At 67.7% G+C, this 24,667-nt stretch carries 18 protein-coding genes and 3 pseudogenes; 3 read left to right on the forward strand and 18 right to left on the reverse strand.

Translation table 11 applies throughout. The annotated features are described in order from the left end of the window. Positions 1-15 precede the first annotated feature (15 nt). The 5 genes and pseudogenes from ACTWQI_RS15750 to ACTWQI_RS15770 form a co-directional block, all read right to left on the reverse strand. Positions 16-1,842, reverse strand: a complete 1,827-nt coding sequence (locus ACTWQI_RS15750; RefSeq protein ID WP_443270918.1) for a family 43 glycosylhydrolase — start codon at positions 1,840-1,842, stop codon at positions 16-18. 4 nt (positions 1,843-1,846) lie between these two features. Continuing rightward, positions 1,847-3,196, reverse strand: coding sequence for a right-handed parallel beta-helix repeat-containing protein (locus ACTWQI_RS15755; RefSeq protein ID WP_443270920.1), 1,350 nt, complete (start codon positions 3,194-3,196; stop codon positions 1,847-1,849). 4 nt (positions 3,197-3,200) lie between these two features. Further along, positions 3,201-5,054 carry a rhamnogalacturonan lyase family protein gene (locus tag ACTWQI_RS15760; protein ID WP_443270921.1) on the reverse strand — a complete coding sequence of 618 codons (1,854 nt, stop codon included), beginning with the start codon at positions 5,052-5,054 and terminating at the stop codon, positions 3,201-3,203. A gap of 19 nt (positions 5,055-5,073) precedes the next feature. Further along, entirely contained in the window at positions 5,074-5,799 is a 726-nt protein-coding gene (locus tag ACTWQI_RS15765) for an exo-rhamnogalacturonan lyase family protein (protein WP_443270923.1), read from the reverse strand. Between the two features lie 175 nt (positions 5,800-5,974). Next, a pseudogene (locus ACTWQI_RS15770) lies at positions 5,975-6,313 on the reverse strand (Tat pathway signal sequence domain protein); the annotation flags it as partial. A 151-nt stretch (positions 6,314-6,464) separates the two neighbouring features. On the opposite strand from ACTWQI_RS15770, the gene ACTWQI_RS15775 reads away from it, so the two are divergent. Both ACTWQI_RS15775 and ACTWQI_RS15780 read left to right on the forward strand, forming a co-directional pair. After that, positions 6,465-8,423 (forward strand): DUF2264 domain-containing protein, encoded by a 1,959-nt coding sequence (locus ACTWQI_RS15775; protein ID WP_443271041.1) that lies wholly within the window; start codon positions 6,465-6,467, stop codon positions 8,421-8,423. A gap of 119 nt (positions 8,424-8,542) precedes the next feature. Beyond that, the gene (locus ACTWQI_RS15780; protein WP_443270925.1) at positions 8,543-9,553 is read left to right on the forward strand and encodes a LacI family DNA-binding transcriptional regulator; all 1,011 of its coding nucleotides are present in this window, start codon (positions 8,543-8,545) and stop codon (positions 9,551-9,553) included. Between the two features lie 16 nt (positions 9,554-9,569). On the opposite strand, the gene ACTWQI_RS15785 is transcribed toward ACTWQI_RS15780, so the two are convergent. From ACTWQI_RS15785 to ACTWQI_RS15795, 3 genes are read right to left on the reverse strand one after another with little or no spacing between them, the layout of a single operon-like run. After that, positions 9,570-11,210, reverse strand: coding sequence for an extracellular solute-binding protein (locus ACTWQI_RS15785; RefSeq protein WP_443270927.1), 1,641 nt, complete (start codon positions 11,208-11,210; stop codon positions 9,570-9,572). A 30-nt stretch (positions 11,211-11,240) separates the two neighbouring features. Next, the gene (locus ACTWQI_RS15790; protein WP_443270928.1) at positions 11,241-12,074 is read right to left on the reverse strand and encodes a carbohydrate ABC transporter permease; all 834 of its coding nucleotides are present in this window, start codon (positions 12,072-12,074) and stop codon (positions 11,241-11,243) included. A 41-nt stretch (positions 12,075-12,115) separates the two neighbouring features. Then, on the reverse strand, positions 12,116-12,961 hold the full coding sequence (locus ACTWQI_RS15795) for an ABC transporter permease (protein ID WP_443270930.1): 846 nt from the start codon (positions 12,959-12,961) through the stop codon (positions 12,116-12,118). 369 nt (positions 12,962-13,330) lie between these two features. Here ACTWQI_RS15795 and ACTWQI_RS15800 point away from each other — a divergent pair. Continuing rightward, a pseudogene (locus ACTWQI_RS15800) lies at positions 13,331-13,603 on the forward strand (hydroxyacid dehydrogenase); the annotation flags it as partial. Positions 13,604-13,646: 43 nt separating this feature from the next. Here ACTWQI_RS15800 and ACTWQI_RS15805 read toward each other — a convergent pair. The 10 genes and pseudogenes from ACTWQI_RS15805 to ACTWQI_RS15850 form a co-directional block, all read right to left on the reverse strand. Further along, positions 13,647-13,877 (reverse strand): hypothetical protein, encoded by a 231-nt coding sequence (locus ACTWQI_RS15805; protein ID WP_443271049.1) that lies wholly within the window; start codon positions 13,875-13,877, stop codon positions 13,647-13,649. Positions 13,878-13,898: 21 nt separating this feature from the next. Further along, entirely contained in the window at positions 13,899-14,105 is a 207-nt protein-coding gene (locus ACTWQI_RS15810) for a hypothetical protein (protein ID WP_443270931.1), read from the reverse strand. A 5-nt stretch (positions 14,106-14,110) separates the two neighbouring features. Continuing rightward, the gene (locus ACTWQI_RS15815) at positions 14,111-15,391 is read right to left on the reverse strand and encodes a glycoside hydrolase family 88 protein (RefSeq protein ID WP_443271042.1); all 1,281 of its coding nucleotides are present in this window, start codon (positions 15,389-15,391) and stop codon (positions 14,111-14,113) included. A gap of 120 nt (positions 15,392-15,511) precedes the next feature. Next, positions 15,512-15,634, reverse strand: a pseudogene (locus ACTWQI_RS15820) (pyrroloquinoline quinone biosynthesis protein PqqB); the annotation flags it as partial. Between the two features lie 10 nt (positions 15,635-15,644). Next, entirely contained in the window at positions 15,645-15,755 is a 111-nt protein-coding gene (pqqA, locus tag ACTWQI_RS15825; RefSeq protein ID WP_443271044.1) for a pyrroloquinoline quinone precursor peptide PqqA, read from the reverse strand. 105 nt (positions 15,756-15,860) lie between these two features. After that, positions 15,861-18,353, reverse strand: a complete 2,493-nt coding sequence (locus ACTWQI_RS15830; RefSeq protein ID WP_443270933.1) for a PQQ-dependent sugar dehydrogenase — start codon at positions 18,351-18,353, stop codon at positions 15,861-15,863. Between the two features lie 892 nt (positions 18,354-19,245). Then, positions 19,246-21,555 (reverse strand): beta-galactosidase, encoded by a 2,310-nt coding sequence (locus ACTWQI_RS15835; RefSeq protein ID WP_443270935.1) that lies wholly within the window; start codon positions 21,553-21,555, stop codon positions 19,246-19,248. Positions 21,556-21,659: 104 nt separating this feature from the next. After that, positions 21,660-24,161, reverse strand: coding sequence for a TIM-barrel domain-containing protein (locus ACTWQI_RS15840; RefSeq protein WP_443270937.1), 2,502 nt, complete (start codon positions 24,159-24,161; stop codon positions 21,660-21,662). Between the two features lie 123 nt (positions 24,162-24,284). Next, positions 24,285-24,521 (reverse strand): hypothetical protein, encoded by a 237-nt coding sequence (locus tag ACTWQI_RS15845; RefSeq protein WP_443270939.1) that lies wholly within the window; start codon positions 24,519-24,521, stop codon positions 24,285-24,287. Further along, positions 24,500-24,667 (reverse strand): hypothetical protein, encoded by a 168-nt coding sequence (locus ACTWQI_RS15850; protein WP_443270940.1) that lies wholly within the window; start codon positions 24,665-24,667, stop codon positions 24,500-24,502. The genes ACTWQI_RS15845 and ACTWQI_RS15850 overlap by 22 nt, the downstream gene beginning before the upstream one ends.

A 24,667-nucleotide genomic window follows, 5' to 3' on the forward strand; every position in this document is an offset into this window, starting at 1 on the left:
ATGAGGTCATGCCGGTCACTGCCCTGGCGGTGTGCCGTCGTCGGACACCTTGACGAGTGAGAGTTGGTCGACGGTGAAGCCGCCCGAACCCGACGCCCGCACGGTGACGGTGGCGCCCCCGCTGGGTAGCTCGATGCCGGTGAGCTCGCGCTTGCTCCAGCCCCCCGACGACGGGACGTTGAGAGTTTTTTCGCTGCCGTTGGCGCCGGTTACCACGACCTGTCCGGAGCTGCCCCGAGCGTGCAAGGACAGGGTGTAGGTGCCTTGGGGCACCGTCTCGATCCGCTGCTCGACGCCGCCGCGGTCACCCACCTGGAGTGCGAAGCGAGACCCGTTCGCACCACCGTTGACATTGGTCGACCGACCGCCGATCCTCCGCCATCCCCGTACACTGGAGACGATGACGCGGTCGGCCTGGATGTCCGGGTTGAGGATGTAGTTGTTCTGCGGCCCGACGCGCCACTCGCCGGTCGTGACGTTGAACTGCCACTGGCTCACCGAGTGGAACTGCGGCCTCGCGCCGGTCTTGGTGATCGGCACCCACTGGTTGTACCCGATGCCGTTCCAGGCGAAGTCGGCCCAGCGGTCGCCGGCGTAGATCACCGTGTTCTGCTTGGTGCCCTTGACCGTCACGAAGAACCCGGTCTGGGTCACGTGGCTGTAGTCCATCTCGGTGCCGGCAAGGACGTACTCGCTGCTGTAGGAGCCCTGGACGTTGCTGCTGGTCGACTCATTGACGTAGTTGACAGAGGTGTTCCAGCCGTGCAGGTCCGACGCCGCGTGGTAGTACTTGCCGTCGAGCTTGAACATGGCGTTGCCCTCGCGACCGTCGCCGCGGCGGATCTCCACGCCTGGCTCGATCCGCAGCGAGTCGGACTCCCGGAACTTGGCCACGAAGCCGCGCGACCGTCCTTCGCGGTTGGAGAAGATCAGGTAGTCCTTGCCGTTGTCGTCGGTGAAGACGGTCTGATCCCCGGTGCCGGTCGTGGGCGAGTTGGTGATCTGGGTCTGGAAGTGGCCGTAGTCGAAGGTGTCGGTGGGTGAGTCGCCCTGCAGCAGCAGAACGCCGTGCCCGCCCCTGCCCGTGTGCCACATCTGCACGGCGAGCACGTACTTGCCGGTGTTCTCGTTGTACGAGACGCCGAGCCGCCCGACCCAGCCCGCACCACCCAGGTTGGCGCCGTTGCCCACGCCGGTGGACCGCGTCGCGACGCGGTTCTCGAACTTCCAGTTCACCAGGTCTTTCGACGAGTACACCGGGATCGACACGAACCTGACGTCGCCGTCGTACTTCCTCGTCGGATTGGCCCGGTAGAGCTCGGCGCCGGTGTAGTGCACGCCGTACCAGTAGTAGGTGTCGCCGAACTTGAAGACCCCGCCGCCCTGCGAATAGATGGGGTTGCCGCTGGTGTCGTTCCAGAAGGTGTCGTTCGTGATGGTCTGGAACGTGCCCTCGTCAGCGGGCTTCAGATCGGCGGCGGCGGTCATCAGTGCCGTCTTCGCGGCGGCGACGTCCGACGTGCTGGCCGATGTGTCGTCGGCGACATCGGCCGCGGTGGTCAACGCCTTGGCAAACGGTGCCCAGGAGTCAGCCGTGTACTTCGTCGGGGTGCGCGTCTGGTAGTCGGACACCAGACTCTTGAGGCCGCGATCGGTCACCGGTCCAGCAGCGGCACCCTGGTCCTGGAGCTCCGTCGCTGGTATCTCCGTTGCCGGTGTCTGCGTTGCCGGTATCTCCGCCGCGGCGGTGCTCGCCGAGAGCGATACCGCCAACGCCACGGACAACGATGCGGCGGCGGCCAGCTTCCAGTACTTCGAAACGACACGCGATGTTTGCCTCATGATGTCACCTTCCATCGTTCTCGAAGGCGCCGAGATCCGGCGCACTCCCGCTGAAGGGCAGTCCCACGTTGGTGCCCTTGTCGATCAGCGCGCTGTCCGCGGCAAGGCGGAGATGTGGCAGCACGGGCAGACTGCCGTCGGCTTGGCGGGGTGCGTCCCAGCCGGACGTCGACACACTCCGGAACTGCGCGTCCGACAACGGAACACCGAGGTTCCAGGAGTTGTGCGAGGCCGTCGTACCGTTCATGTTCGCCAGCAGCGTGCCGGTGTATGCGATGTTGTTGCGCAGGTTGCCCCGGCCGACGGAGGCACCGCTCGAGTTGATCCCCCGCATGTCGAAGCTGGGGTGGTTTCCGTAGCCGGTGTTGTTGAAGTAGTCGTTGGCCACCGGATGGTGGTTGGAGTAGAAACCCGCGGCCTTGTTGAGGAACGCCACCGAGAAGCGGACGGTGTGCTTCACCGCCCTGGCGTCGTACTCGCGACCGAAGCCACCCACCTTGAACCCGGCTCCGTTGCCGGAGGGCGTCGTCGTCCCCGGCACGTATCCGTTGCGCCACGCCCACGAGTTCTCGATGATCACCGGCGAGTAGGTGGAGATGAGGTCGAACCCGTCATCGGAGTTCCACCACGCGCGGCAACCCCGGAACACGTTCGCGGGCCGGCCGGCCGGCGTGTAGTGCGAACCGAACCCGTCGGCGTTCTCGCCGGGCTTGTCATTGCTGCGCCGGTCGTAGTTGTCGTGCGAGTCCGAGTTGAGGACGAGGTTGCCGCCCCCGCCGTTGATGAACAGGCCGGTTCCCATGTGGCGGTGGGTGTTGATCTGCTCGAAGATGTTGTTGTTGCCGGAAACCCAGATCCCCCAGGACTCGGCGTTGCGGTTGTTGTTCTGCGGTACGCCGGTGACTTCCAGTCCTTTGAGGTGGATCCAGCTGCCGGTGACGTTGAAGCCCTTGATACGGCAGTTGTCCCTCATTCGCGAGAAGTCGAAGACTGGTTTCTCGCCCGGATGGGCCCAGTACCGGATCAGGTTGCCCGAGCTGCCGCTCTTGTTCAGGGTGATCGCGTCGACTCTGGCCGTCTGGCTCGAGCAGGCGCTGTTCGCGCGGGTGTAGGCGTACCTGCCGCCCCGGAAGTAAACCGTGTCGCCTGCCTTGGCGACGGCCTGCGCACGGGCGATCGAGGCCCACGGAGCGGCCTGCGTACCCGCTGCGCTGTCGTTGCCGTTCGGGGCGACGTAGTAGACGTTTCCGGCCGCCGCATCGCTCGCGGACGCCGAGCCGGCGACCATCGCGATGGAACTCGCCGTGACCACCGAGAACAGGAGGGCAGGGGTGACGAACTTCGCGGTTCTCACAGAGTCATCTCCCGGGGTAGGTGATGTTCGGCCGCGGTGGCCGGGTCATGCCGGCACCGAGGAAGTAGTCGACGTGGTGGGACTGCATGTACCCCTTGAGCGTCATGGCGTTGCGGTAGGCGGGGTTGTGCGCGAGCGTGTACAGCCCTGTGCTCGTCGGGTGATCGGTGGTGAAGATGATCAGCTGGTTGTAGCTCGCGTTGGTGTAAACAGCTTCCTCACGCCAGTCGCCGAGGATGTCGCCGTAGAACGTGGGCTGGACGTTCTGGCTTGCGTCGACTGCGCCGTAGTTCGAGGTGGTGAGCAGCCGTGGCAGGCTGTTGGTGGGCGTGGGGTTGTTCGGGTTCCACTTCTCGAACTTGCCGTCGTTGAGCAGTTCCATCGTGATGTCGCCGTCCCACCACAGGCCCAGTTGCGGCCATGGCCGCAGCGAGGTGTTCGGTTCGGTGAGGCGGTTGGCGGGTGCGTTGTAGAGGCCGGAGAAGGACCAGACCTCCATGCCGGGGAACCGCGGGTCGATGTCGCCGGCCATGCCGCGTCCCACGTCGGCGGTGCCGGACGCGATGTGTCGCCAGATGATGGAGCCGTTGGTGGCGTCGTAGTAGTACTCGCGCAGACCGCTGGGGTTGTCTTGTTGGACGCCGTAGCCTTGCAGGCCTGGGCGGTTGGGGTCCATCTTGGCGATGTGGAAGCGGTCGCCGTGGATGATGCCCGCGGGCCCCAGTGAGTACCGCAGGGTGCCGTTCCCGTTGAGCACGAACCCGATCTCGGCGACCTCGTCGGTCCCGTCGCCGTTGACGTCGACGACGCGCGTGTTGTGCCCGTCGGGTGTGTTCTGGTTGCCGCGCAGCCACTTCCACTGCTGGGTCAGGGACTGGCCGGTGAACTGCCAGGCGCCCATCATGAGGTTGAACGCCCCGTTGCCGATCCGGTTCTTCATGAAGGCGACCAGACTGGGCCGGGACCCGTCGAGGTAGCCCACGCCGAACCGGGCGTACATCGGGCCGTCCCGCAGGTAGTCCGTCGGCACGGGAGCGGTGGCGCGGGGCGCCCCGGTCATGCCGTCGAGAATCGCGATGAACTGACGGTTGTTGTCGCTGTTGGTGAACGTGGTGCCGTTGCCGAAGCGGACGCCGTTGGCGATCCGCACGGCGACCTCGGCGCGGCCGTCGCTGTCGAAGTCGTAGACGGTGACGCCGTCGTTGTGGCCGACGTTGATCGTGGACGATCCGCCTTCGATGTTGTTCTGGTTGGTGCTGTTCGGTCCCATGTTGACCGACCAGAGGAGCTGCCCGTCGCGCCGGTAGGCCTCGAGTGTCTGCGGCGATGTCTGGCGATCCAGCACGAAGTCGTACTCACCGTCGCCGTCGAGGTCACCGACCCAGACGAACTTCACCGGGCCACCGGCGCGCAGCGGTAAGCGGACGACCGGCTCGACGGCGTGGTTGGCGGTCAACGTGAAGGCGCCGCTCGGTGGCTGCTCCGCGCCGTTGACCACGGGCCGTACCCGGTAGCTGTTCGACCGGGTCAAGTCGGCCGTCGAGTCGACGAAGTTGGTGCCTCCGGTCAGGACCGCGGAGTTGAGCTTGACCTCGGGGCCTGCGGCGGTGGACCGGTACACGTTGAACCCGATGCCGTCCGGGTCGAGCCCCAACAGCCGCCAGGAGACCAGAACACCGGTGTTGCTCGACCGCACGGCCACGACGCCGCGGCCGAGGTTCTCCATCGGTCTGGCGGCCGCCGGCGCGACGCCGTCAGCCGGCGTCGCGGCGCCCGCGGCGCCTGAGGACGCCGCCGCCGTGGCGGACAGGAGCAGGACTGCGGCCGCGGCTATGCAAGCCTTGATGGACTGTTTCATGAATCCTCCCCGTGCAGGATCAGGGCAGGTGGTCATCGACCAGCGCCAGGCACGAGATCGCGGCCAGGCCGTCCTGCGCGGTGGCGTTCGTGGACACGAAGCTCGCCTCGTCCACCGGTTTGTGCACGGCAGGGCCCTCGACCCGCACAGTGCTCCAGGGAGCGTCGCGCGGATAGCCGGCGTGGCCTGCGTAGGACTCCTGCCACGCCCTGGCGGCCAGCGTGGCGTTGCCGGTCTTCGCTGCGGCGTACACGCCGAGCCGGGAGTGGGCTTGCCGCAGGTTCAGGCTGCCGAACGACTGGCCGGTCTCGGCCCGCTGCTCCTCGGCCGTGGCGTTGTACAGCCGGCAGTACTGCACCCAGGCCTCGGTGAACTCCGGGATGTCGAGCAGGCTGACGAGTTCGCTGCAGATCTCGACAAGGCCGAACACCGCGCCGAGCGATCCCACGGAGACCGCGGGTTCTGCGGGCGTGAACGCTCCGGTGTCCAAGTCGTACAGACCGTTGCCCTGGATGAAACCGTTGGGTAGAGCCCTGATGTTGCGGGCGCCGGCCTGCAGCTTGCGCAGCGCGACCGGGTCCCCGCCGCGCTCCCACTTGGTGAGGAAGGCGGCGGCGAGACCGCTCCAGTCGGTGCCGAGCGAGACGGACAGCGCGTGGGGATCCGGTTCGTACGGCTCGGTGCGGATCTTGCGGAGCGGAGCGAGGACGAGGAACGTGCGATCGACGTCGACGAGATCGCGCATCAGGTCGCCGCGGCGACGGCGTGCTCGGCGAGGCCATCCGCGGCATCACCGGTCTGCGCCGTGACCCTGGCGCAGCGGTGCGGCAGGCGCAGGTGCCGAAGACACCGGCGCCGTGCAGGTGGGCCGGCAGGGCGACGATCAACGGTGGCGTGCGGACGGCCGCCGGCGTGACCTCCGTGCCGATCGGGTGTGCGGTCCACTTGACCGTGCCGTCCGGCCAGAACCCGATCGGCCACGACTGCACCGGCACGGCTTGGCCCGTGGCGGTGGTGAGGGACAACTCTGCGCCGCCGGGCAGGGCGCCCCGTGGCCACGGCACGCCCCAGGTGGTGCCGACGAGCGCTTGGGGCACCTCGTTTTCCAGCCAGCGCAGCGACACCCCCGCGTCCGCGGCGGGGGTCGCTGCGGGTGGCTGACCTCCCGGCGCGGCGGTGGCCTGCCAGGGTGCGCGCAGCCGGCTTGCCGCGCCGGTGATCGCGGCGCCCAGGAGGGTGCAGCGGGAAAGTTCGGGCATCGGTGCCCTCCACCTGAGACGGTGTTGAAACGTTTACTACCGCTGATGGCAGCGAACCAAGGGTTTCTTGATCGTGTCAAGGCCCACAGGTCTATTTTTCGTTGTCAGTAACGGCGTTGATTGTGTCGCGACTCAGCCTTAAGCTCGAGCTATCGGTACAAACGTTTTAACTCATGTCCGACTTCCTTCGGTCGACGGACTGCTGTCGCCCTACACGGGGTGGACCAGGGCGCACTGGGAAGCGGTGGCCGATCACCTGCTGGACGCCGTAGCGCCCTACGCCACGCCGGGCCGCGCCCAGTACCGCCTGCCGGGGCGACCAGGCCGCGCAGGCTTGCACAGCGACGGTTTGGAGGGATACGCCAGGACCTTCTTGCTCGCGGCCTTCCGCATCGCCGGCGCCGGTGGTGACGTACCCGCGGAACTCATCGAGCGGTATGCGGACGGCCTTGCCCACGGCACCGATCCCGGCCACCGGTACGCATGGCCGGTGCCCGCTGACTGCTCGCAACAGCTCGTGGAAGCGGCCTCGGTCGCGCTGGCACTGCACGAGACCCGCCGCTGGCTGTTCGACCGGCTCGATTCCTCGGTGCGGGAACGTGTCGTGGCCTGGCTCGCCGGCGTGGTGGGCAAACGGACGTGGCAAAGCAACTGGGTGCTGTTCCCCGTGGTGGTTCAGCAGTTCCTCGCCAATGTCGGCGGACCGCACGACCCGGCCGGGATCGAGGACGGGCTCGACCGGATCGAACAGTGGTACGTCGGCGACGGCTGGTACACCGACGGCGCCGGGCGGAGCTTCGACTACTACGCCGGGTGGGCCCTGCACCTATACCCGTTGCTGTGGACCCGGATGTCGGGCGACCGGCGCCGCGGGGAGGTGTACCGGGAGCGGCTGCGTGTTTTCCTGGAGCAGTACCAGCACATGTTCGCCGGTGACGGCGCGCCGGTGCATCAGGGGCGGTCGCTGAGCTACCGGTTCGCCTGCGTCGCGCCGCTGTGGCTGGGCGAGTTGATGGACGCGACCCCGCTGCCCGCCGGCCGCTCCCGGCGGATCGCCAGCGGCGTACTGCGGCACTTCGTCGAGCGCGGCGTGCCGGACGAGCGCGGCTTGCTCGGCCTTGGCTGGTACGACCGCTTCCTGCCGTGCACCCAGCACTACTCCGGTCCGGCCTCGCCGTACTGGGCCAGCAAGGCGTTTCTCGGACTGCTGCTGCCCGCGGACCATCCGGTGTGGACAGTGCGGGAGAGCGCCGCGCCGATCGACGACGGCGACCAGGTCGTCGCGATGCCAGGCCCTGGCTGGCTACTGCACGCCACCCGCCACGACGGGGTGGTGCGCGTGGTCAACCACGGCAGCGACCGGGCGCGCCACCTGCCCGCTGACGGGATCGAGGACCCGCACTACACCCGGTTCGGGTACGCATCGCATGCGTCTCCCGAAGTCAGTGAAGACGCTCGTGTGCGGGCGGTGGACGGTCATCTCGCTGTGATCGGGCCAGACGGCGTCGCCTCTCGGCGCCGGCGCATCGAGCCGATCGCCGTCGACGACCGGTTCGCCGCGTCGGCGTACGAGGACGGCCCGGTGCGGGTGGAGACGGCGTCGATCGTGCGGGGACCGCGGGAACTGCGCGTCCACCGCGTGACTGCCCCGCCTGGCCACGTCGTCCGGGATGGTGGCTACGCGCTGGCCGGTCCTCACCCACCGGCGGTCCGCACCGGTCGCCGATGGGGCCAGGTCAGTCGGCCGGACGGTCTGACCAGCGTCGTCGTCGCCCTGCACGGTTTCCGTGCTGCCGCGACCGTGGAAGCCGTGGACGCCAACGCGTTCGGCGTGTGCTCCGCCACGCCGCATCTGGTGGCGCCTGACCATCCTGGCGGGACCGCCCTTTACGTCTCGCTGATCGTGCTCACTGGCGATCGTGTCGATCCCGCCGCGCTGCGAGCGTGGATCACTGCGTCCGTTGACGGCGACCGGGTCATGGTGCGACTGCCGGACGGGGAGCGGATCGAGGTCGTGCTCGGTGCCCGAGTGACCTACGCGCGCTACCCCGTGGACGGCGCGCCCGTGCGCTGGCCGGCGGATGACGCCGCTGCCACGGGGTATAGATGATTCAGTAACCGTTTTCTGAAACAATGCTCCCGATACTGCGGTGACGGGAAGACCGGTGGACGATGGCGCGACGGGCGAGTGAACCCGGGGACGGCCGACGGCGGTCCACGATCCGCGAGGTGGCGGACCGGGCCGGCGTGTCCGTCGCCACCGTCTCGCGAATCCTGAGCGGCGACTACCCGGCCTCACCCGCCACCCGCAAGCGCGTCATGCGCGCCGTCGAAGAACTGGACTACGTGGCCAATGCCCACGCCCGTGCCCTTGCGGGCACACCCGCCAAGAGCATCGCTATCGTGCTCAACTCGGTGATCTCGCCGCACTACGCGCATGTCGCCCAGGGCGTGGAGGCCCAGACCGCCGTCGAAGGCCGGCTGTGCCTGATCGGCACGACCGGCGGTGACCCCGAGCGCGAGCTCGCCATGGTGAAGTTCATGCGGGGGCAGCACGCCGAGGCGGTCATCCTGGTCGGCAACGTGGTTGCCGACGAGAAGTACCGGCAGCGCATGAGCCAGTACGCGCACGCCCTGGCCGCCATCGGTTCCCGGCTGGTGCTGTGCGGCCGCCCGACGCTCGGCCCCGATGTGCCCGCGGTCGTCGTGGAGTACGACAACGCCGGTGGCGCGTACGCGGCGACCAGCCACCTGCTGTCCGCAGGACACGAGCGGATCCTGTGCCTCGGCCACCGTCCCGGCTACACCACGTCCGAAGGCCGGATGGCCGGGTACCGCCGGGCGCTGGCCGCGCACCGCGTGCCGCACGACCCGGCGCTGGAGGTCGAGGGCACGATGGAATGGCACGAGGGCTACCGGATGATGAAGGAGCGGCTGGCCACCGGTCCTCGCGACTTCACCGCGGTCTTCGCCCTCAACGACCTCATCGCCGGCGGCGCCTGCCGGGCACTGGCCGATCACGGGCTCAGGGTGCCCGACGACGTGTCGATGGTGGGATTCGACGATCTTCAGCCCTCGCTCGACCTCAACCTGACCACCGTGCACCTGCCGCACGAGGAGGTCGGGCGCACCGCCGTGCGCCTCGCGCTGGAGCACGAGGCACGCGGCGGCACACCTCCGCACGTCGTCCTCGGGACGCACCTGGTGATACGCGATTCGGTCCGTCCCCGCATGTCCTGACGCCTGGACGGCGGGCTCACCTGGCGGCGGCGTACTCCTTGGCCAGTTCGTCGGCGACCTTGTCGCCGCCGGCCTGCCGCCACTGGGTGACCGCGTCCTTCCAGGCGGACATCGGCTTGCGGCCGAACACGATGGCCCCGATCGCGTCGCCGACGGTCCGGGTCAGCTCGGCGCCTTTGCTGGTGCGGGTCGCGGACCGCAGACCGGTCTCCGGGTCGGCCACGCTCTTGGGCAGCACCGCTTTTTCCCACTCGTGGACGGCCTTGGCCGCCTCCGGGTAGCCAGGCAGGTGCAGCACGGCCGGCGCGACCCCGAGGTACTTGACCGGCAGGTTGACGCTGTTCTCCACCTGGTACAGCTCAGTGGTCTTGATTCCGCCGGAGTCCTTGGTGAAGTGCGCACCCTCCACGCCGTAGTTGACCAGCTCGTACTCGGTGGTGCCGAACGGGGCGCTGAGGTAGTTGGAGATGCGCAGCAGCAGCTTGATCCGGTCGGCACTGGCCTTCTTGAACGTGACGTAGCCGAAGATGCCGGTGCCCTGCCAGGGTGTCGCGTTCGGCCCGTACGGGCGGGCGAGGTCGAACTCGAACCGGCGGTTGATGCCGGCCATCGTCTCCATCGCCACCGCACCGAAACCGTCGGTGAGCGACAGGACGGAACCGTTGTACCAGAAGGTCTTCAGGTCCGTCGCGCTGATCGTGAGGCTGTCCGGGTGGTAGGCGCCCTTCTCGGCGAGCCGGCGCATCACCCCGAGCGCCTCCTCGAACTGAGGTGTGGTGAGGGTGCTGACAAACCGGCCGTCGCGCAGCTCCCAGGCGTTCGGCGCACCGAGCGAGCCGGCGTGGTAGGCGATCGAGCCGAAGCTGCCGAAAAGGCTCTTGGAGCCGCCGATGCCCCACCGCCCGCTGCCCGACTGCCGGGTCAATGCGGCGACGAACTCCTCCGTGCCCCACTCCCGCGGGACACCGGCCTCCTGGAACGCCGTGCGGTTGACATAGAGGCTGTTGCCCGGCTTCGGGCGCTCGAGCGGCACGCCGTAGATCCGGCCGCCGATGCGGCCCATGCCCTGCCAGGCGTACGTGGGGATGTTGGCCAGGCTGGGGTAGTCCCTGACCGCGTCCCCGCCGACGAAGTCGGACAGGTCGGCACACCGGGTCTGGACGAACTCGTGCGAGCGGGGCAGCTGGAGATTGCTGAACATGATGATGTCGGGCAGGTCGTCACCGGAGGCCATGAGCGTCGCCATCTTCTGGCCGTACTCGGCGTCCGGGACGACCACGATCTTGAGGTTGACGTTCAGCGCCTTGTTGATCGCCTGCCAGAACCGGTTGCTCTCCAACGGCTTGGGCGGGGCGCCGTAGGTGATGACCATCGCGGTGACGTCCGAGCCGTCACCCGGTGCTTCCGGCACCGACCGGACCAGGCTCTGCGGGTAGTTCAGGTACAGCGGTTGTACGCCGGACTTGTCGCCGGGCGCATCAGGCTTCGGGCCCGAGAAAGGCACGTATGCGGGCCACGGCACCACGTCCTTGCCGGCGTTGCCGACATCGCCGGTGGATCCGCTGCCGCAGCCGGCGAACGCGGGGCCGGCCACGGTGGCGACCGCACCGGCACCGGCGATTTTCAGGAACGACCGTCGGCGGAGGTGAGAAGTCATGCGTGGCTCCATCCTCTCTTGAGGGTTGGATCAGGCCTTGACGGCGCCGGTGAGCACGCCTTTGACGAAATAGCGTTGGAGCAACGGGTAGATGCACACGATGGGCGCGGTGGCCAGAACGACAACCGCCATCTGTGTCGACTGCGGAGCGGACATGACCGTCGACTCACCGGTGAGGTCGGCGCCGCCGGTGACGTACTGGCGCAGCACGGTGCCGATCGGCCACTTCGTCTGGTCGTTGAAGTAGATGATGGCTTCGAAGAAGCGGTTCCAGTAGGCGACCGCGTAGAACAGGCTCACCACCGCCAGCACCGCCTTGGACAGCGGTAACACGACGCGCCACAGCATGGTCAGTTCGCCGGCGCCGTCGATGCGGGCGGCCTCCAGCAGTTCGGCCGGGATGGACTGGAAGAAGCCCCGCATCACGACCAGGTTGAACACGTTGATCAGGAACGGCAGGATCAACGCGGCGTAGGAGTCGTACAGGCCGGTGGTGCGCACCACCAGGAACAGCGGGATCATCCCTGGCGGAAACAGGAACGTGAACAGGATCAGCAGCAACATCGGCCGGCCGCCGTAGACGTGGGGCCGCGACAGCGCGTACGCGAGACATACCGTGCAGGCCAGGCTGAGCGCCGTGCCGATCACCGTGACGCCGGCACTGACCAGCAGCGCTCGCGTCACGACTCCGCCGTCCAGGATCTCCGAATACGCGCCGAACGTGAACCGCTCCGGCCACACCACCCAGCCGCCGTTGGCGACCACATCCCGGGGCGAGGCGAGACTCGTCGCCACGACCGTCCACAACGGAAACAGCACGAGCAGCACGACGACGGCGAGTGCCACCGCCTTCGCGGTCCGCATCCCCGGCCCCGGTCTGCCCTGCCATGCCGAATATGTCGCCCTCAACGCTGGTACACCCCCTGTTCACCGAGCCGATGCGCGACCCTGTTGGCCGTATACACCAGCGCGACGCCGATGAGGCCCTTGAACAGCCCGGCGGCGGCCGCGTAGCCGAACTCGCCGTTGGCGAAGCCGGTGGAGTACACGAACGTGTCGAGCACCTCGCCCGCCTCCGGCCCGACCGCCTGCCGCTGCAGGAAGAACTGCTCGAAGCCGACTTCCAGGAACTCGCCCAGCCGCAGCACCAGCAGCAGCACGATCACCGGGCGGATACCCGGCAGCGTCACGTGCCAGAGCCTGCGCCACCAGCCGGCACCGTCCAGTGCCGCCGCTTCGTACTGCTGGTCGACCACTTGGGACAGTGCGGCCAGGAAGATGATCGTGGCCCAGCCACACTCCTTCCAGATCAGCTGCACGACCACCAGTGGCTTGTACGCGTCCGGGTTGCCGATGACGTGGATCGCCCCGAGACCCAGCTCGCCCAGCCAGCCGTTGACCACCCCGGCGCCGCCGAGCATGTGCTGGAACAGGGCCACGACGATCACCCACGACAGGAAGTGCGGCAGGTAGACCACGCTCTGCACGAACCGTTTGACGGTCGAGCCGACCAGGCTGTGCAGCAGCAGTGCCAGGGCAAGCGGAGCCGGAAAGAAGAACACCAGTTGGAGGGCGGCGATCACGATCGTGTTCGCGACCGCGTTCCAGAACTGCGGATCGCCGAATATCTGCTGGAAGTTGGTCAGCCCGACCCACTCGCTGTCCACGAGGCCCAGGAACGGTACGTAGTCGACGAAGGCCAGCGCGTTGCCGAACAGCGCGCCGTAGTGGAAGATCAGAAAGTAGAGCATGCCGGGCGCCATCACGACCAGCAGTGCCCAGTCTCGGCGGATCCGCCGGCGGTGTCCCGGTTCTCGGGCGCGTGGCGCCTCCCGGCGCACCTCGCGGGATGGCCGCCTGGTTTCGACCGCACTCACCTTCGGTGGCCCCCCATCGTCACGATCGTCCTCGACCGAAACAGAGTGACCACGAAGATAAAACGCTTACATCCCCGGGTCAACCGTGGGTGTCGTATCCTTTGACAACCAAGGCTTCTGACTTGGTAAAGCGTTTTACGTCATCCACGTTTCACGGAGGGGGATCCATCCGCGCCGAAACGCCCTGTCGCGGTTCTCGCCATGCAGCCATGGGCGCTGCCGGACCTGTTCCCCGCGGATCTGATGGACCGGCTGCGAACCCTGGTGCGGCTGGAACCGGGTCCAGCCCTCACGTCCTTCGAGACGAAGGAAGCCGCGTCCGTCCTGCGCGACGTGGACGTGCTGGTGACCGGCTGGGGTTGCCCGCGCATCGACAGTGCCGTGCTCGCCACCGCGCCGCGGCTGCGTGCCGTGATCCACGCGGCCGGGTCGGTGAAAGGACATGTCGACTCCGCAGTCGTTGCCAACGGCGTCACAGTCTCGTCGGCCGCACAGGCGAACACGGTGCCAGTCGCCGAGTACACGGTGTCCGCCATCGTCTTCGCGGCGAAACGAGCGTTCACCCGAGCCAACTGGTACGCACACGACCGCACGCGGCAGGTGAGTGGCGTTCGGGTGCCGGCACCGCTCTCCGGCAGCGCAGGCGCGTCTCGGCCGCACAGGCGAACGGCGGATCCGCCGGCGGCGGCCCCGCGCCCACCACCCGGTACGAGGCGGAGAACGCCACGTACTCGGCGGGCTCGACCGTCGACTCCGACCACACCGGCTTCTCCGGCACGGGCTTCGTCAACACGCCCAACATGACGGGTGCTTACGTGGAGTGGACGGTCGATTCGGCGACGGCCCGCAGCGCGTCGATCGCGATCCGGTACGCCAACGGGACGGCGTCGCTGCTCGCGGACGGCGACCAGCGCAGCTGCCAGGAGGCGGCACTCGCCGGAGCCGCGGTCGCGGGCAGTCCTGCCGCGACGGCGCCACCGAGGGCCGCGCCCAGTACCGCTCTTCGGGATGCGCTCATTCCTCTCACCTCGCCCGGAGTTGTTCGTTCATGATGAGAAAGGCGCCGAGACCGTGGAAGTCATTCGTCCTCCGTTCCCGGTTGATGTAGTAGCTGTAGTTGCCGACATTCGTCCCGATGGAGATCTCGGTGAGATTGGTGCGGCCGTCGCCGCCGAGCGAGACCTTCGCCAGCACGCCCTGATATCCACGCTGCGCCACCTGTGCGTAATGCGCGTCCACATATCCCTGTTGCACCGAGCGGGAGAGGGCGAAGGTGAACATGCTGGAGCAGGACGTCTCGGTCCAGTTGTCGGGGCGTGAGCCCTTGTCGACGACCTGGAACCAGCGGCCGGTGGCCGGGTCCTGGTATTTCTCGATGCCCGCGGCGAGATTGCGCAGCAGGGTGAGGAGTTCGGTCCGGCGCGGGTGGTCGGCCGGTACGGCGTCCAGCACATTGACGATCGCCATGGAGTACCAGCCGATCGCGCGGCACCAGTGCTCGGGCGCGAGACCGGTCTGCGGGTTGGACCAGCTCGCGTCGCGCGACTCGTCCCAGGCGTGCTTCAGCAGTCCGTTCGCGACTTGCAGATGCTTGCCGTAGACGGCGAGCTGTTTTGTCGCCTCATTGCTCGCGTACGTCGAGTCGCCGAATTCCTTTCCGTACTCGACGAGGAACGGATTCACCATGTAGACGCCGTCGGCCCACAGCTGGCTGCGCCGGGAATCCGATGTCGAATGCCAGAATCCGCCCTCCGAGGTCCGGGGATAGGTGTTCAGACGGGTTCGGATCTTCTGCGCGGCTTTCTTGTAGCGCGGCTGTCCCGTCTCGTGGTGGAGGATGTTCAGCAGCCGGCCGGCCTGCATGCTGTCGAGGTTGTTGAAGCTCTGCCCGATATTGCCGCTGCTGTCGACGAAGCGGTCGACATAGCTCTTGATGTACGACAGATAGCGGGCGTCGTGGGTGCGCTGATAGACGAGGTACTGGCCGTAGAGGTACAGCCCGACGGGGTAAGACCAGCCGCCGATGGAGCCCGGGGAGTAGCGCGCCATCGTGGACTCGACCATCGCGACCGACCAGTCCGTGGCGGCGGAGCCGTCACCGACGGCCGGATTGTCGTAGTTGACGAATCCGGACCCGGTGAATCCGGTGTGGTTCTGCTCCACGACGCCCTGGCTGATGAGGGCGTCCTCGGCCTCGTACCGTACGGGCGCGGCCTGGGCTGCGGGGTCCGCGGCTGCGGGCACGGCGGACAGGGTGCTGCCCGCGAGCGCGGCTGCCAGCAGCAGGGTTGTCAATCGCTTCATGGTGCCTCCTCCTTGCGGTAGGCGTACGCGGGGGCCGCGACGGGTTCGGAGATACGGGGACGGTCCACGAGGTCGCGTACGGTCGGCGGCGCCTCGAGTGCCCCACTCCTCGAGCAGCGGTGAGGCGTGGCGACGGCGCCGGTGCGGGTGCGGGTGGGCGCGTGCCGCGGCGCGGCCGGGACACGCGCAGTTCCCCTGGGGCAGTCCGCCGCCTGCCGCGGTGCCGAGCACCTGCAGCAGCATGGCGGCGGGTCTACCGGTCGGTGAGGGCGTAGGCGGTGACTTCGAGCGCGGTCTCGATGACCTCGAACTCGGGAGTCCGCCAGTTGACGGTCTCCTCCGATATCTCCTTGGTGTCATGCATGAGCCGTACCTGCCTTTCTGAGGTGTGTGGCATGGGCGGATGCTCTACGCATCCACCGTGATGTTCGAGGGGTGGCCGAAGCGAAGGCGGCCACCCCTCGCTCGCTTACGTACTGGCGTTGGAGTTACCGCGCAGCTTCACATTCGCGGTGCTCGCGTTCTTGATCGCCGCTTCGATCTGGGCCATCGACGAGCTCGAGGTGAGCCCTGGCACGGTCGCTGTGTTCACCGCGTACAGGGTGAAGGTGTACGGGTGCGTGGAGCCGCCCGGGCACGGACCGAAGTACTTCTGCGAATTGGCCCCGCTGCCCATGGCCTTCTGTTTCGCACCGTCCTGGTCCGGGACGTTGTAGCCCGCCCCAAGCCCCTCCGGGAGCGAGAGCTTCGCCGCCGGGATGTCCCAGATCGCCCAGTGCAGCTTGTTGCCGCCGTTCGCGACGTCGGCGAAGACGATCGCGTAGCTCTTCGCCCCGGAGCTTCCCGCGCCCCACGCCAGCGGTGGCGACGTGTCCTGCCCCGCCGAGCCGTCCCCGGCACAGGTGTACTTGGCCGGGATGGTGGCGTTGTCGTTGAAGGCGCTGCTGGTCAGTTTGAACTCGCCCGGCTGCGGATCGCCGCCGCCGCCCGAGTAGACGATGTCGATCAGCAGGATCCGGTCGTTGCCGCTCGTGCCGTCCTTGTCCGAGGACGTGGTGAGCCAGATGTCGCCGTCGTGGTCGACCTCGACGGTGCGCAGCCGGCCGTACGTCCCCTGGAAGTACGTCTTCTGCTCGACCAGGTTGGAGCCGGCGTCGATCCGCAGCCGGTAGACGCGCTCGCCACGGGTCGTCGCGACGAAGACGTGGTCGTTGATGATCGTCAGCCCGCTGGGCGAGGCGGATGAGGTCGACCAGGTCTTCTTCGGGGCGATATAGCCGGAGCAGCTGCCGCTCGTACCCTCGCAGTGGGGCCAGCCGTAGTTGCCGCCCTTCTGGATGAGGTTGACCTCGTCCATGTTGCTGTTGCCGAACTCCGCCTGCCACAGCCGGCCCTTGGAGTCGAAGTCGAGGCCCTGCGGGTTGCGGTGGCCGAGCGACCAGACGGCGTTACCGAACGGGTTGTCCGACGGGATGGAGCCGTCCTGGTTGATGCGCAGGATCTTGCCGTTGAGCGAGTTCTTGTCCTGCGCCCGGGAGCTGGACTGGGCGTCGCCCATCGACGCGTACAGCTTGCCGTCGGGGCCGAAGCGGAGCCGGCCGCCGTTGTGGAAGCGGCTCTTCTCCATGCCGCCGAGCAGAACCGTGTAGCCGCTCAGCGCGTTGTCCTCCAGCTTCATCCGCGCGATCCGGTTGCCGTCGGAGGAGGTGTGCAGGAAGTACAGATAGTGGTCGGTGGTGAAGCTCGGGCTGATCTCGACGCCCATCAGGCCGCCCTCGCCGCCCGTGGTCTGGGAGTTGGGCACCTTGCCGAGGAGGGTCTTCTGGCCCGCCTTGGTGAGCTTGTACACGTTGAAGGTGTTCCGCTCGGTGTAGATGCCCGTGCCGTCGGGCAGGAAGCCCAGGCCCCAGGCGACGTCCACGCCACTGGCGAGGGTGGAGACGGTGCCGGGGTCGGGGGTGCCACCGGGCAGGCCTCCACCGGTGGTGACGGTGATCTCCGGGCTGAACTCCGACTTGTTGCCCTTCAGGTCGAAGGCCCTGACCTTGAACTTGTACGCGGTGTTGGCCTTCAGGCCCGCGACGGTCGTCGAGGTGGAGTCGGAGGTTCCGGCGGCCGCGCCGTCACGGTAGATCTCGTACCCGGTGACTTTCACATTGTCCGTGGAGGCGCTCCAGGCGAGGTCGACGCTGGTCGCGGTCTTGCCGGTGGAGCGAAGATCGCCCGGGATGCTCGGCGCCTCGGTGTCCGGCGGTGCGGGCCGCGTCGCGATGGTGACAGCGTTACTCGCGGCCGACACATTGCCGGCTGCGTCACGGGCGAAGACGGTCCAGTCGTACGAGGTCTCGGGGTTGAGGCCCTCCACCGTGGCGGCGAGGGTCGCCCCGTCGACGCTCTTCATCAGCTGGCCGTGCTGGTAGATGTCGTAGGCCGTGACCTTGATGTTGTCGGTGGACGCGTCCCAGGCCAGCGAGACGGTGCTCGCCGTCGGCTCCTTGTCCTTGCGCAGGTTCGCGGGCGGCGTCGGCTTTTCGGTGTCGGCCGGGCCGCTCGCGGTGACCGTGAGCTTGTCCAGATTGGGGCCGTCGGTCGCGGCCGTGGTGGCGCGGATCTTGTTGCTGCCCGCCTTGAGCGCGGCGTTGGCGGTGGCGGTCTTCCAGGTGGTCCAGGCGCCGGTGACCGGGAAGGCGAGGTTGTCGGCGACCGTGGTGCCGTTCACGGTGATGTCCATCGGGCGGCCGGCGGGGGAGCCGTTGGCGTACCGGAAGTCCAGGGTGGCGTTGGCGGCCTGTGCGGAGTCGACGGTGAATTCGACATACGCGCCCGTCACGGCCTGGAAGTTGACGAAACCGGTGCCCGAGAAGCCGGTGTGGTTGGACTCGACGGCGCCTTGGGAGACGGTCCCGGACTCGGCCTCGTAGTCCGTTGCTGAGGTCCGCGCTGCGGGCTGGGCATTGCTCACGGTCGGCAGGGCCACGGTTAACGCTGCGATGGCCGCAGCCACGAGAGGGCCGATCGCTCTGCGCGACCGACGGGAGATTGGTGCCACGGATCCCTCCCACTTTCGTTGCGGGACGAGGGGTGATGGGGCTGTGCGTACGGCGTTCTGATCTCGCGATCTCCTAGTTAGGAAACTTTCCTAACACCGAACCAGAGCACACCGTCGACGCGTCCACGTCAAGAGACGTGCAAGCGATTGCTGGAGACGAATTTGGCCCTGCATGCGCCGAGGAATCGGCAGGCAGGGGGCCATACACACGCTGACCGGCGGTTCAGTCCCGGACGAGGTCACCCGGCCCAAATCCGCGAGGCGTGGGCGTACGCCACATGCCCCGCGGGTAACCTCCGTCGGGTCCTCGGCGGCGTCGTCGGCGTCCGGGTCCGGCGCGTAGTCGCCGAGCTGTGACCGGAACGCCTAGCTGGTGGAGTCGTACGTCCACCGCTGGTTCGGTCCGCCGTTGCACGTCCACAACTGCGGGTACGTAGGCGCGGGACGTCCCGAAGCGGACGACGATCGCTTCGGTGCCGTCAGGCGTCTGGATGGGAGGTGTGCGTCTCCTCCACGGACGTGTCGGCGGTCCGGACGCAGGAGATCTGCGCGTCGTCCAGCCAGCCATTCTCCACTTGTGCAGGGCCAGGAAGTCGGGAGAGCCGGCGCCCAGGTAGCCCATCAGGTCGAAACCACCGGAGCGGCGGCCGGTCCCGCCACTGGACCGGCGGCCGCGTGGGCGACCGACGGTCCGGCCAGGACGGAACCCAGAGTGCACAGAGCGGCTAACGCTGCGGCTGCTCTGCGTCTGTCGGGCAGCATGATCTGCGGTTGGTGTCCGCTGGAGGCGGGCGCGGCTGAGGGACTACTGCTCGTTGAGCCGCCAGTGCTGGCTGGTGTCACCGGTGTCGTTCTGCTGGGTGATCTTCGCCCCGTCCGCGGTGGAGCTGCCTTCGACACCGATGACCTTGCCGCTGTGGACGCTGACGAGTTTCACGTAGCCGCCACCAGCGTCGGTGACGCGCCACTGCTGATTCGGGCCACGGTTGGCGGGCCATTGGACGATGGCGGCGCCGTGGGACGTGGAGCCGCTTTGCACGTCGATACATTGCCCCGAATGGGAGTTGGCCAGGGTACTGATCCCGTGGCCCAAGGCGGCGAGGCGCCACTGCTGGTTGGCATCGTCGTGGCGGGTCCACTGGATCAGCTGAACGCCTTGGCTGGTCGAGGCGTCGGGTACATCGAGGGCCTTGCCGCTGCGCCGGTTGGTGAGCACGTAGCTGCTCTGCAGGACGGTGGCGAAGCTGATGGCTTGGGGAGTTGTCTGGTGCAGGTCGAAGACGATGATCTGGTTCTGGCCGACGGTCAGCCATGGTGCGGGGCAGTACAGGCGTTGCTGCGGACCCATGGACCAGTAGCGGCCGAGGTTACGGCCGTTGACCCAGACCACGCCCTTGGTCCAGCCGGACATGTCCAGGTAGGTGTCGCCGACCTTGTCGAGGGTGAGCGTGGCGCGGAAGAAGAGGCCGGCTTTCTTGGGGTCGCTGATCGTCGGGCGCAGGCCGGCCACGAACTTCTCGTCGACGGGCAGCGAGTAGGTCTGCCATCGGGTGAGGGGGCCGTTGAGCGAACCGGCGTTGGACAGCGACACCTGCCCGGTGATGCCCTTGCGGTCGATGTAGCGGCCGAAATTGACCCGGCCCAGGCCCTCAACCAGGACGTCGAGCGTCGGGTTGGTGTTTGCGGCGCCGAGGTTCAGGCTGCTGCCGGTGGTCACCTTCAACGGCCCGGCGTACGACGGGGACAGCGCGGGCCGGCTGAAGCCGCCCTGGTAGGCGCCGTTGAGGAAGACGGTGGCGTAGTCGTGCACGCCCGAGACATTGAGCGTTCCGCCGCTGTATCGGGAAAGCCGGCGGCGGTAGAGGATGAAGCCGGAGTTCTGGCCGTACATCTCCATCGGCTGGGTATTGACCGTCTGGGACGGGGGAAGCGCTGTGGGGAGGTTGTCCCACAGTGAGGCGTACGCCGTGGGAGTCACCGGGCTCGGGGTGATGGTGGCGATGGGTGCGGGGATCGAGGGCAGCGAACCGTCCAGATAACCGTCGATGAGGTTGCGGTACGCGGTGTAACTCGCGGTCGGGCGTCCCTGCTCGGTGATCGCCGCACTGTAGTCGTAGCTGGTGATGTCGGGTGTGTACTTGCTGCCGTCGCTGTCGGCGTTGGCTCCGGCCCAGTAGCCGTAGTTGGTACCGCCGTGAATCATGTAGATGTTGAACGACAGCTTCGACTGCATGAGCCCGCGCAGTATGGCGGACTTGTCCTTGCCGATTCCGCCGAAGGTGCTGTCACCCCACGCGGTGAACCAGCCGGCCCACGACTCACCGATGAACGCGGGTACTGCCGGGAAGCTCCTGCGGCAGTCCGCAATGGCCGCGGCGTCGCCGTCGGACAAGCCGATAGCCCCGCCGGGCACGTTGGTGTGATTGTTCTTGACCTGGTCCAGGCCGTCCTGCGTGTAGAACGGGCCGGTGATGCCGGCGTTGATCCAGGCCTGGCGGATCTCGGCCAGGTAGGTGGCGTCGTTGCCGAACGAGCCGTACTCGTTCTCGATCTGCACCATGAGGACGGGGCCGCCGTTGCTGACCAGGAGCGGCTTGACGACCGGCGCGATCTTGTTGATGTAGCGGGTGACCGCGGGCATGTAGTTCGGGTCCTGCGAGGCCCGCACGCGCAGCTTGGCCGTGGGGCTGGCGAGCAGCCAGGCGGGGAGGCCGCCCAGGTCCCATTCCGCGCACACGTACGGCCCGGGGCGCAGCAGCACCCACATGCCCTCCGCTTGGCACAGCCGGATGAACGCCGCGAAGTCGCGCCGGTCGGTGGTCAGATCGAATACACCGGGGCGCTCCTCGAGGTAGTTCCACATGAGGTACACGCCGATGGTGTTCATGCCCATGGCCTTGGCCATCTGGATGCGGTGGCGCCAGTACTGCACCGGGATGCGGCACGGATGCAGTTCGCCGCTGCGGATCTGGAAGGGCTTCCCGTCGAGCAGGAACTGGCTGCCGTCCGCTGAGAAGCCGAATGTGTGGTCGGCGGCCGACGCGCGGCCCTCGGCGGCCAGGGTGGCGCCGAGCGGGGTGAGGGCGCTGATGATCAGGAAGTTGCGTCGATCCATGGCGGCACTCCGGGTTGAGAAGAAGGCGCTGTCGCCGCGGTCCGTTCAGGCAGGAAGCGACGATAGCGGGTTCCGGTGGTGATGACGGTGCGGGAGTCTCTTGGCTACGGGCGGCTCCATCGCTGGTTCGGGCCGCCGTGGCAGTCCCAGAGCGCCAGTTGGGTGCCGTCGGTCGGCTTGGAGTTCGGCACGTCCACGCAGCGGCCGCTGCCCACGCCCTGGATCGGCCCGCTCGTCGAGTTACCGGGGCCGTCGCCGGTCGGGGGCGTCCCGGTGGGGAGCGTGGTTCCCGCGGCCGTCACCGTGAACGCCACCCCGGTCGGCTTGGTGCCCGTCTTGACGTACAAGGCCCCGGACCGATCGGCGGGGTCGAAGAACCAGCCGGTGCTGGCTGCGTCGTAGGCGGCACGGGTGGCGTGGCGGGTCAGCGTGGTGCCGTCCACGGTCACGGTGGAAGGCGCGTCGGCCACGTGCTCGACGAGCTCGTAGGGGCGGGACGCCGGTTTGCCGGTGTAGGAGCCCTGGGACGCGCCGACGGTGACGGTGACGTTGCCGGTCCCGCTGGTGGGCGCGGTGACGTCGATCTTCTGGCGGGCGGACTCGCCGCTGCGGTGCTTGCGCGTGACCCCGTCGTCCTCGTACAGGCTGAAGGTGGATGAGCCGCGGGGGTAGACGTCGAAGGTGATCGGGCTCGCGGGCTTCTCCCCTGCGTAGTTCATCTTGGGCCACATCGGAACGATCGATCCGCCCTTGACCAACAACGGGAGCCGGTCCAACGGGGCGTGGTAACCATCGATCCAGCCGGGTCCGGTCCAGGTCTTGCCAGTCCAGTAGTCGGTCCACGTCCCTGCGGGCAGGTAGATGTCGTTCCGGGTGGAGGTGTCGGAGGTGACGGGCGCAACGAGGAAGGCGTCGCCGGCCATGAACTGCTGGGTGGTGGCGTTGCCGCGGGAGACGGCGTCGCCGGGGAACTCCAGAGCCATCGCCCGGACCGTCGGCACACCAGACTGCGAGGCATGGGCCGAGTGCGTATAGAAGTAAGGGGTCAAGCGCATCTTCAGCTGCAGGTACTTGCAGTTGACCGAGAGGTAGGGGTCGGGGAACCGCCACGGCTGCTTGTCCTTGTACCCGGCGGCCGGGTTGGTCGAGCCCCAGCCGGACATCGTCATGAACGCCGGGGTGAAGGCCTTCCACTGCAGGTCGCGGGTGAAGGTGAGCGGCGAGCCGGAGTAGATGCCGTCGATGTCGCCGGCGGCGTAGTTGAGGCCGGAGAATCCCGCTCCGGCGATGGATGGGACATGCCAGCGCATGTCGCTGAAGTTGCCGTAGGTGTCTCCGGTCCAGACGACGGCGTTGCGCTGGGTTCCGGCCCAGCCGTCGACGGTCCACACGAAGCGGCGGGCGTCGGAGTTGTTCTCGATGCCGTTGACGGCGGACTGCACGCCGTCGAAGGCGGGCTCGTAGCCTCCGCCCACCCACGCCACATCGGTTTTCACGGCACGGGTCCCTGCGGTGCCGACCTCCCAGCCGATGTTCGACAGACTCCGCTGGGTCCACAGGCCCGTCTGGAAGCCCAGCTTCTTCAACTCGCCAACGATGTAGGGCAGTTCTTCATACTCGCAGCCGTACCCGTCGTTGGGTAAGAACCAGCCGGACGGCATGTCCTTGGCGCGGGCCTCCCGGGCGTAGGCGATGACGTCCGGGGTCTTCAGATGCCCGGGCCGGCCTCTCGGCCCCTGCTCGGGGTCGGTGTTGTACGTCGACCAGCAGTCGGCGTTGCCGAGTTCAAGGCCCCAGATCGGGGCAAGGAACGGCTTGCCGGTGACGTCGGTGTAGTCGCCCAGGAGGTTCTTGGGCGTGTCCCCGACGAAGAAGTAGGCGTCGTAGCGCCTCTCGTCGTGCTTGGTCATGACCGGGGAGAGGAAGTTGTACTGGCCGGGCTTCCAGGTGTTGCGCATGACCGCGTACCCGTTCGTGGACATGTAGAACGGGGCCGGGCTGGCATGGGTGCCCTCGCGCCAGGTGTTGGAGACCTTCACCGGGACGCTTTTGTCGCGCAGCGCCCATTCGCCAAGCCGTAGCCCGGTGCCGTAGAACTGCTCGTCGCGGCCTCGTGACAGGGTCTGGGTGGCGCTCGCTCCGTCCCAGGTCAGACCTGTGGTCTCGGACCAGATCGGAGTGGTGTTGTCGGCCTTGTAGAGCGCGAACCGCAGCGGGTTCTTGTAGACCCACAGGTTGAGGGCGCGGGTGGTGATCCGGTAGTGGCTGCCCGCGTCGACGTAGGTCGGGTCGACCGTGCCGAACTCGGTGCTGATCGCGAGCTTGGCGCCGACCGGGTCGGTGAATGTGCCGTCGGGGGCGAGCCAGAGACGGAAGATGTCGGCGCGGGCGAAGTCCACCCGGACCTTGGCCGCTCCCGCGGTGATCGTGAACGTGTCGCCCGCCGCGCTGAACCCGGTGAGGTTGCCGATCGTCGAGGCGGCGCCCGGTGGCCCGGCGGCCTGCCGGGTGCCGGGGGTACCGGCGACGGCCTGCCCGCCGGAACCGGCCAGCGCGGCGGCTGTGGTGGCGACCGTCGCGGTAGCCAGGGCGACGAATGTTCGCATCGAAGCCTCCTTGGGGGCGTTGCCTTACCAGTCACACGTGACATTGCACAATGGAGGTTCCTACGTTAGCCCGATCGAGTACATGTCAACAGGGCACGCGGACTCAACCTCGAATCCACTTGGTCAACTACTACGCACTGTCGACGAGGCCGGGAGTGCCATCGGCGGTCTGAGCGCGGTAGACGTGATCACGTCCGCGCCGGACCGCTCCACCCTTAGGTTTGGGGACGTCACCAGATCCCGGTACCGGGAGCGGCGGCAGGTCCAGGCGGCGGAATCGGCGCGCAGCAGGTCGACGCGCTGGTCACCGGCGTTGCGCAGCACGGTCCGGCGCTCGATCACGTCGGTGTCGTCGCGCACCGTGTTTCGAAGTTACGGAACACCCGGCGCTCATAAGCGACTTCGGACACCCAATCAGCCGCCTCATTGCATGCACGCAAGGTGACCCCCAGCACCGCCGCCTGCTCCAGCGACGGCAGGAGCTTCACCTGCACCACCAGCTTCAC

Origin of the sequence: Streptomyces sp. KR80, assembly GCF_052245555.1 — a bacterium.
GTDB lineage: Bacteria > Actinomycetota > Actinomycetes > Streptomycetales > Streptomycetaceae > Streptomyces.

What these genes read in the sequence shown, in the direction of transcription:
- ACTWQI_RS15750 (WP_443270918.1), bottom strand. Translation starts at nt 1,842, where the DNA reads ATGAGGCAAACATCGCGTGTCGTTTCGAAGTACTGGAAGCTGGCCGCC.
- ACTWQI_RS15760 (WP_443270921.1), bottom strand. Translation starts at nt 5,054, where the DNA reads ATGAAACAGTCCATCAAGGCTTGCATAGCCGCGGCCGCAGTCCTGCTC.
- ACTWQI_RS15765 (WP_443270923.1), bottom strand. Translation starts at nt 5,799, where the DNA reads ATGCGCGATCTCGTCGACGTCGATCGCACGTTCCTCGTCCTCGCTCCG.
- ACTWQI_RS15785 (WP_443270927.1), bottom strand. Translation starts at nt 11,210, where the DNA reads ATGACTTCTCACCTCCGCCGACGGTCGTTCCTGAAAATCGCCGGTGCC.
- ACTWQI_RS15790 (WP_443270928.1), bottom strand. Translation starts at nt 12,074, where the DNA reads ATGCGGACCGCGAAGGCGGTGGCACTCGCCGTCGTCGTGCTGCTCGTG.
- ACTWQI_RS15795 (WP_443270930.1), bottom strand. Translation starts at nt 12,961, where the DNA reads ATGCTCTACTTTCTGATCTTCCACTACGGCGCGCTGTTCGGCAACGCG.
- ACTWQI_RS15810 (WP_443270931.1), bottom strand. Translation starts at nt 14,105, where the DNA reads ATGAGCGCATCCCGAAGAGCGGTACTGGGCGCGGCCCTCGGTGGCGCC.
- ACTWQI_RS15815 (WP_443271042.1), bottom strand. Translation starts at nt 15,391, where the DNA reads ATGAAGCGATTGACAACCCTGCTGCTGGCAGCCGCGCTCGCGGGCAGC.
- pqqA (WP_443271044.1), bottom strand. Translation starts at nt 15,755, where the DNA reads ATGCATGACACCAAGGAGATATCGGAGGAGACCGTCAACTGGCGGACT.
- ACTWQI_RS15835 (WP_443270935.1), bottom strand. Translation starts at nt 21,555, where the DNA reads ATGGATCGACGCAACTTCCTGATCATCAGCGCCCTCACCCCGCTCGGC.
- ACTWQI_RS15840 (WP_443270937.1), bottom strand. Translation starts at nt 24,161, where the DNA reads ATGCGAACATTCGTCGCCCTGGCTACCGCGACGGTCGCCACCACAGCC.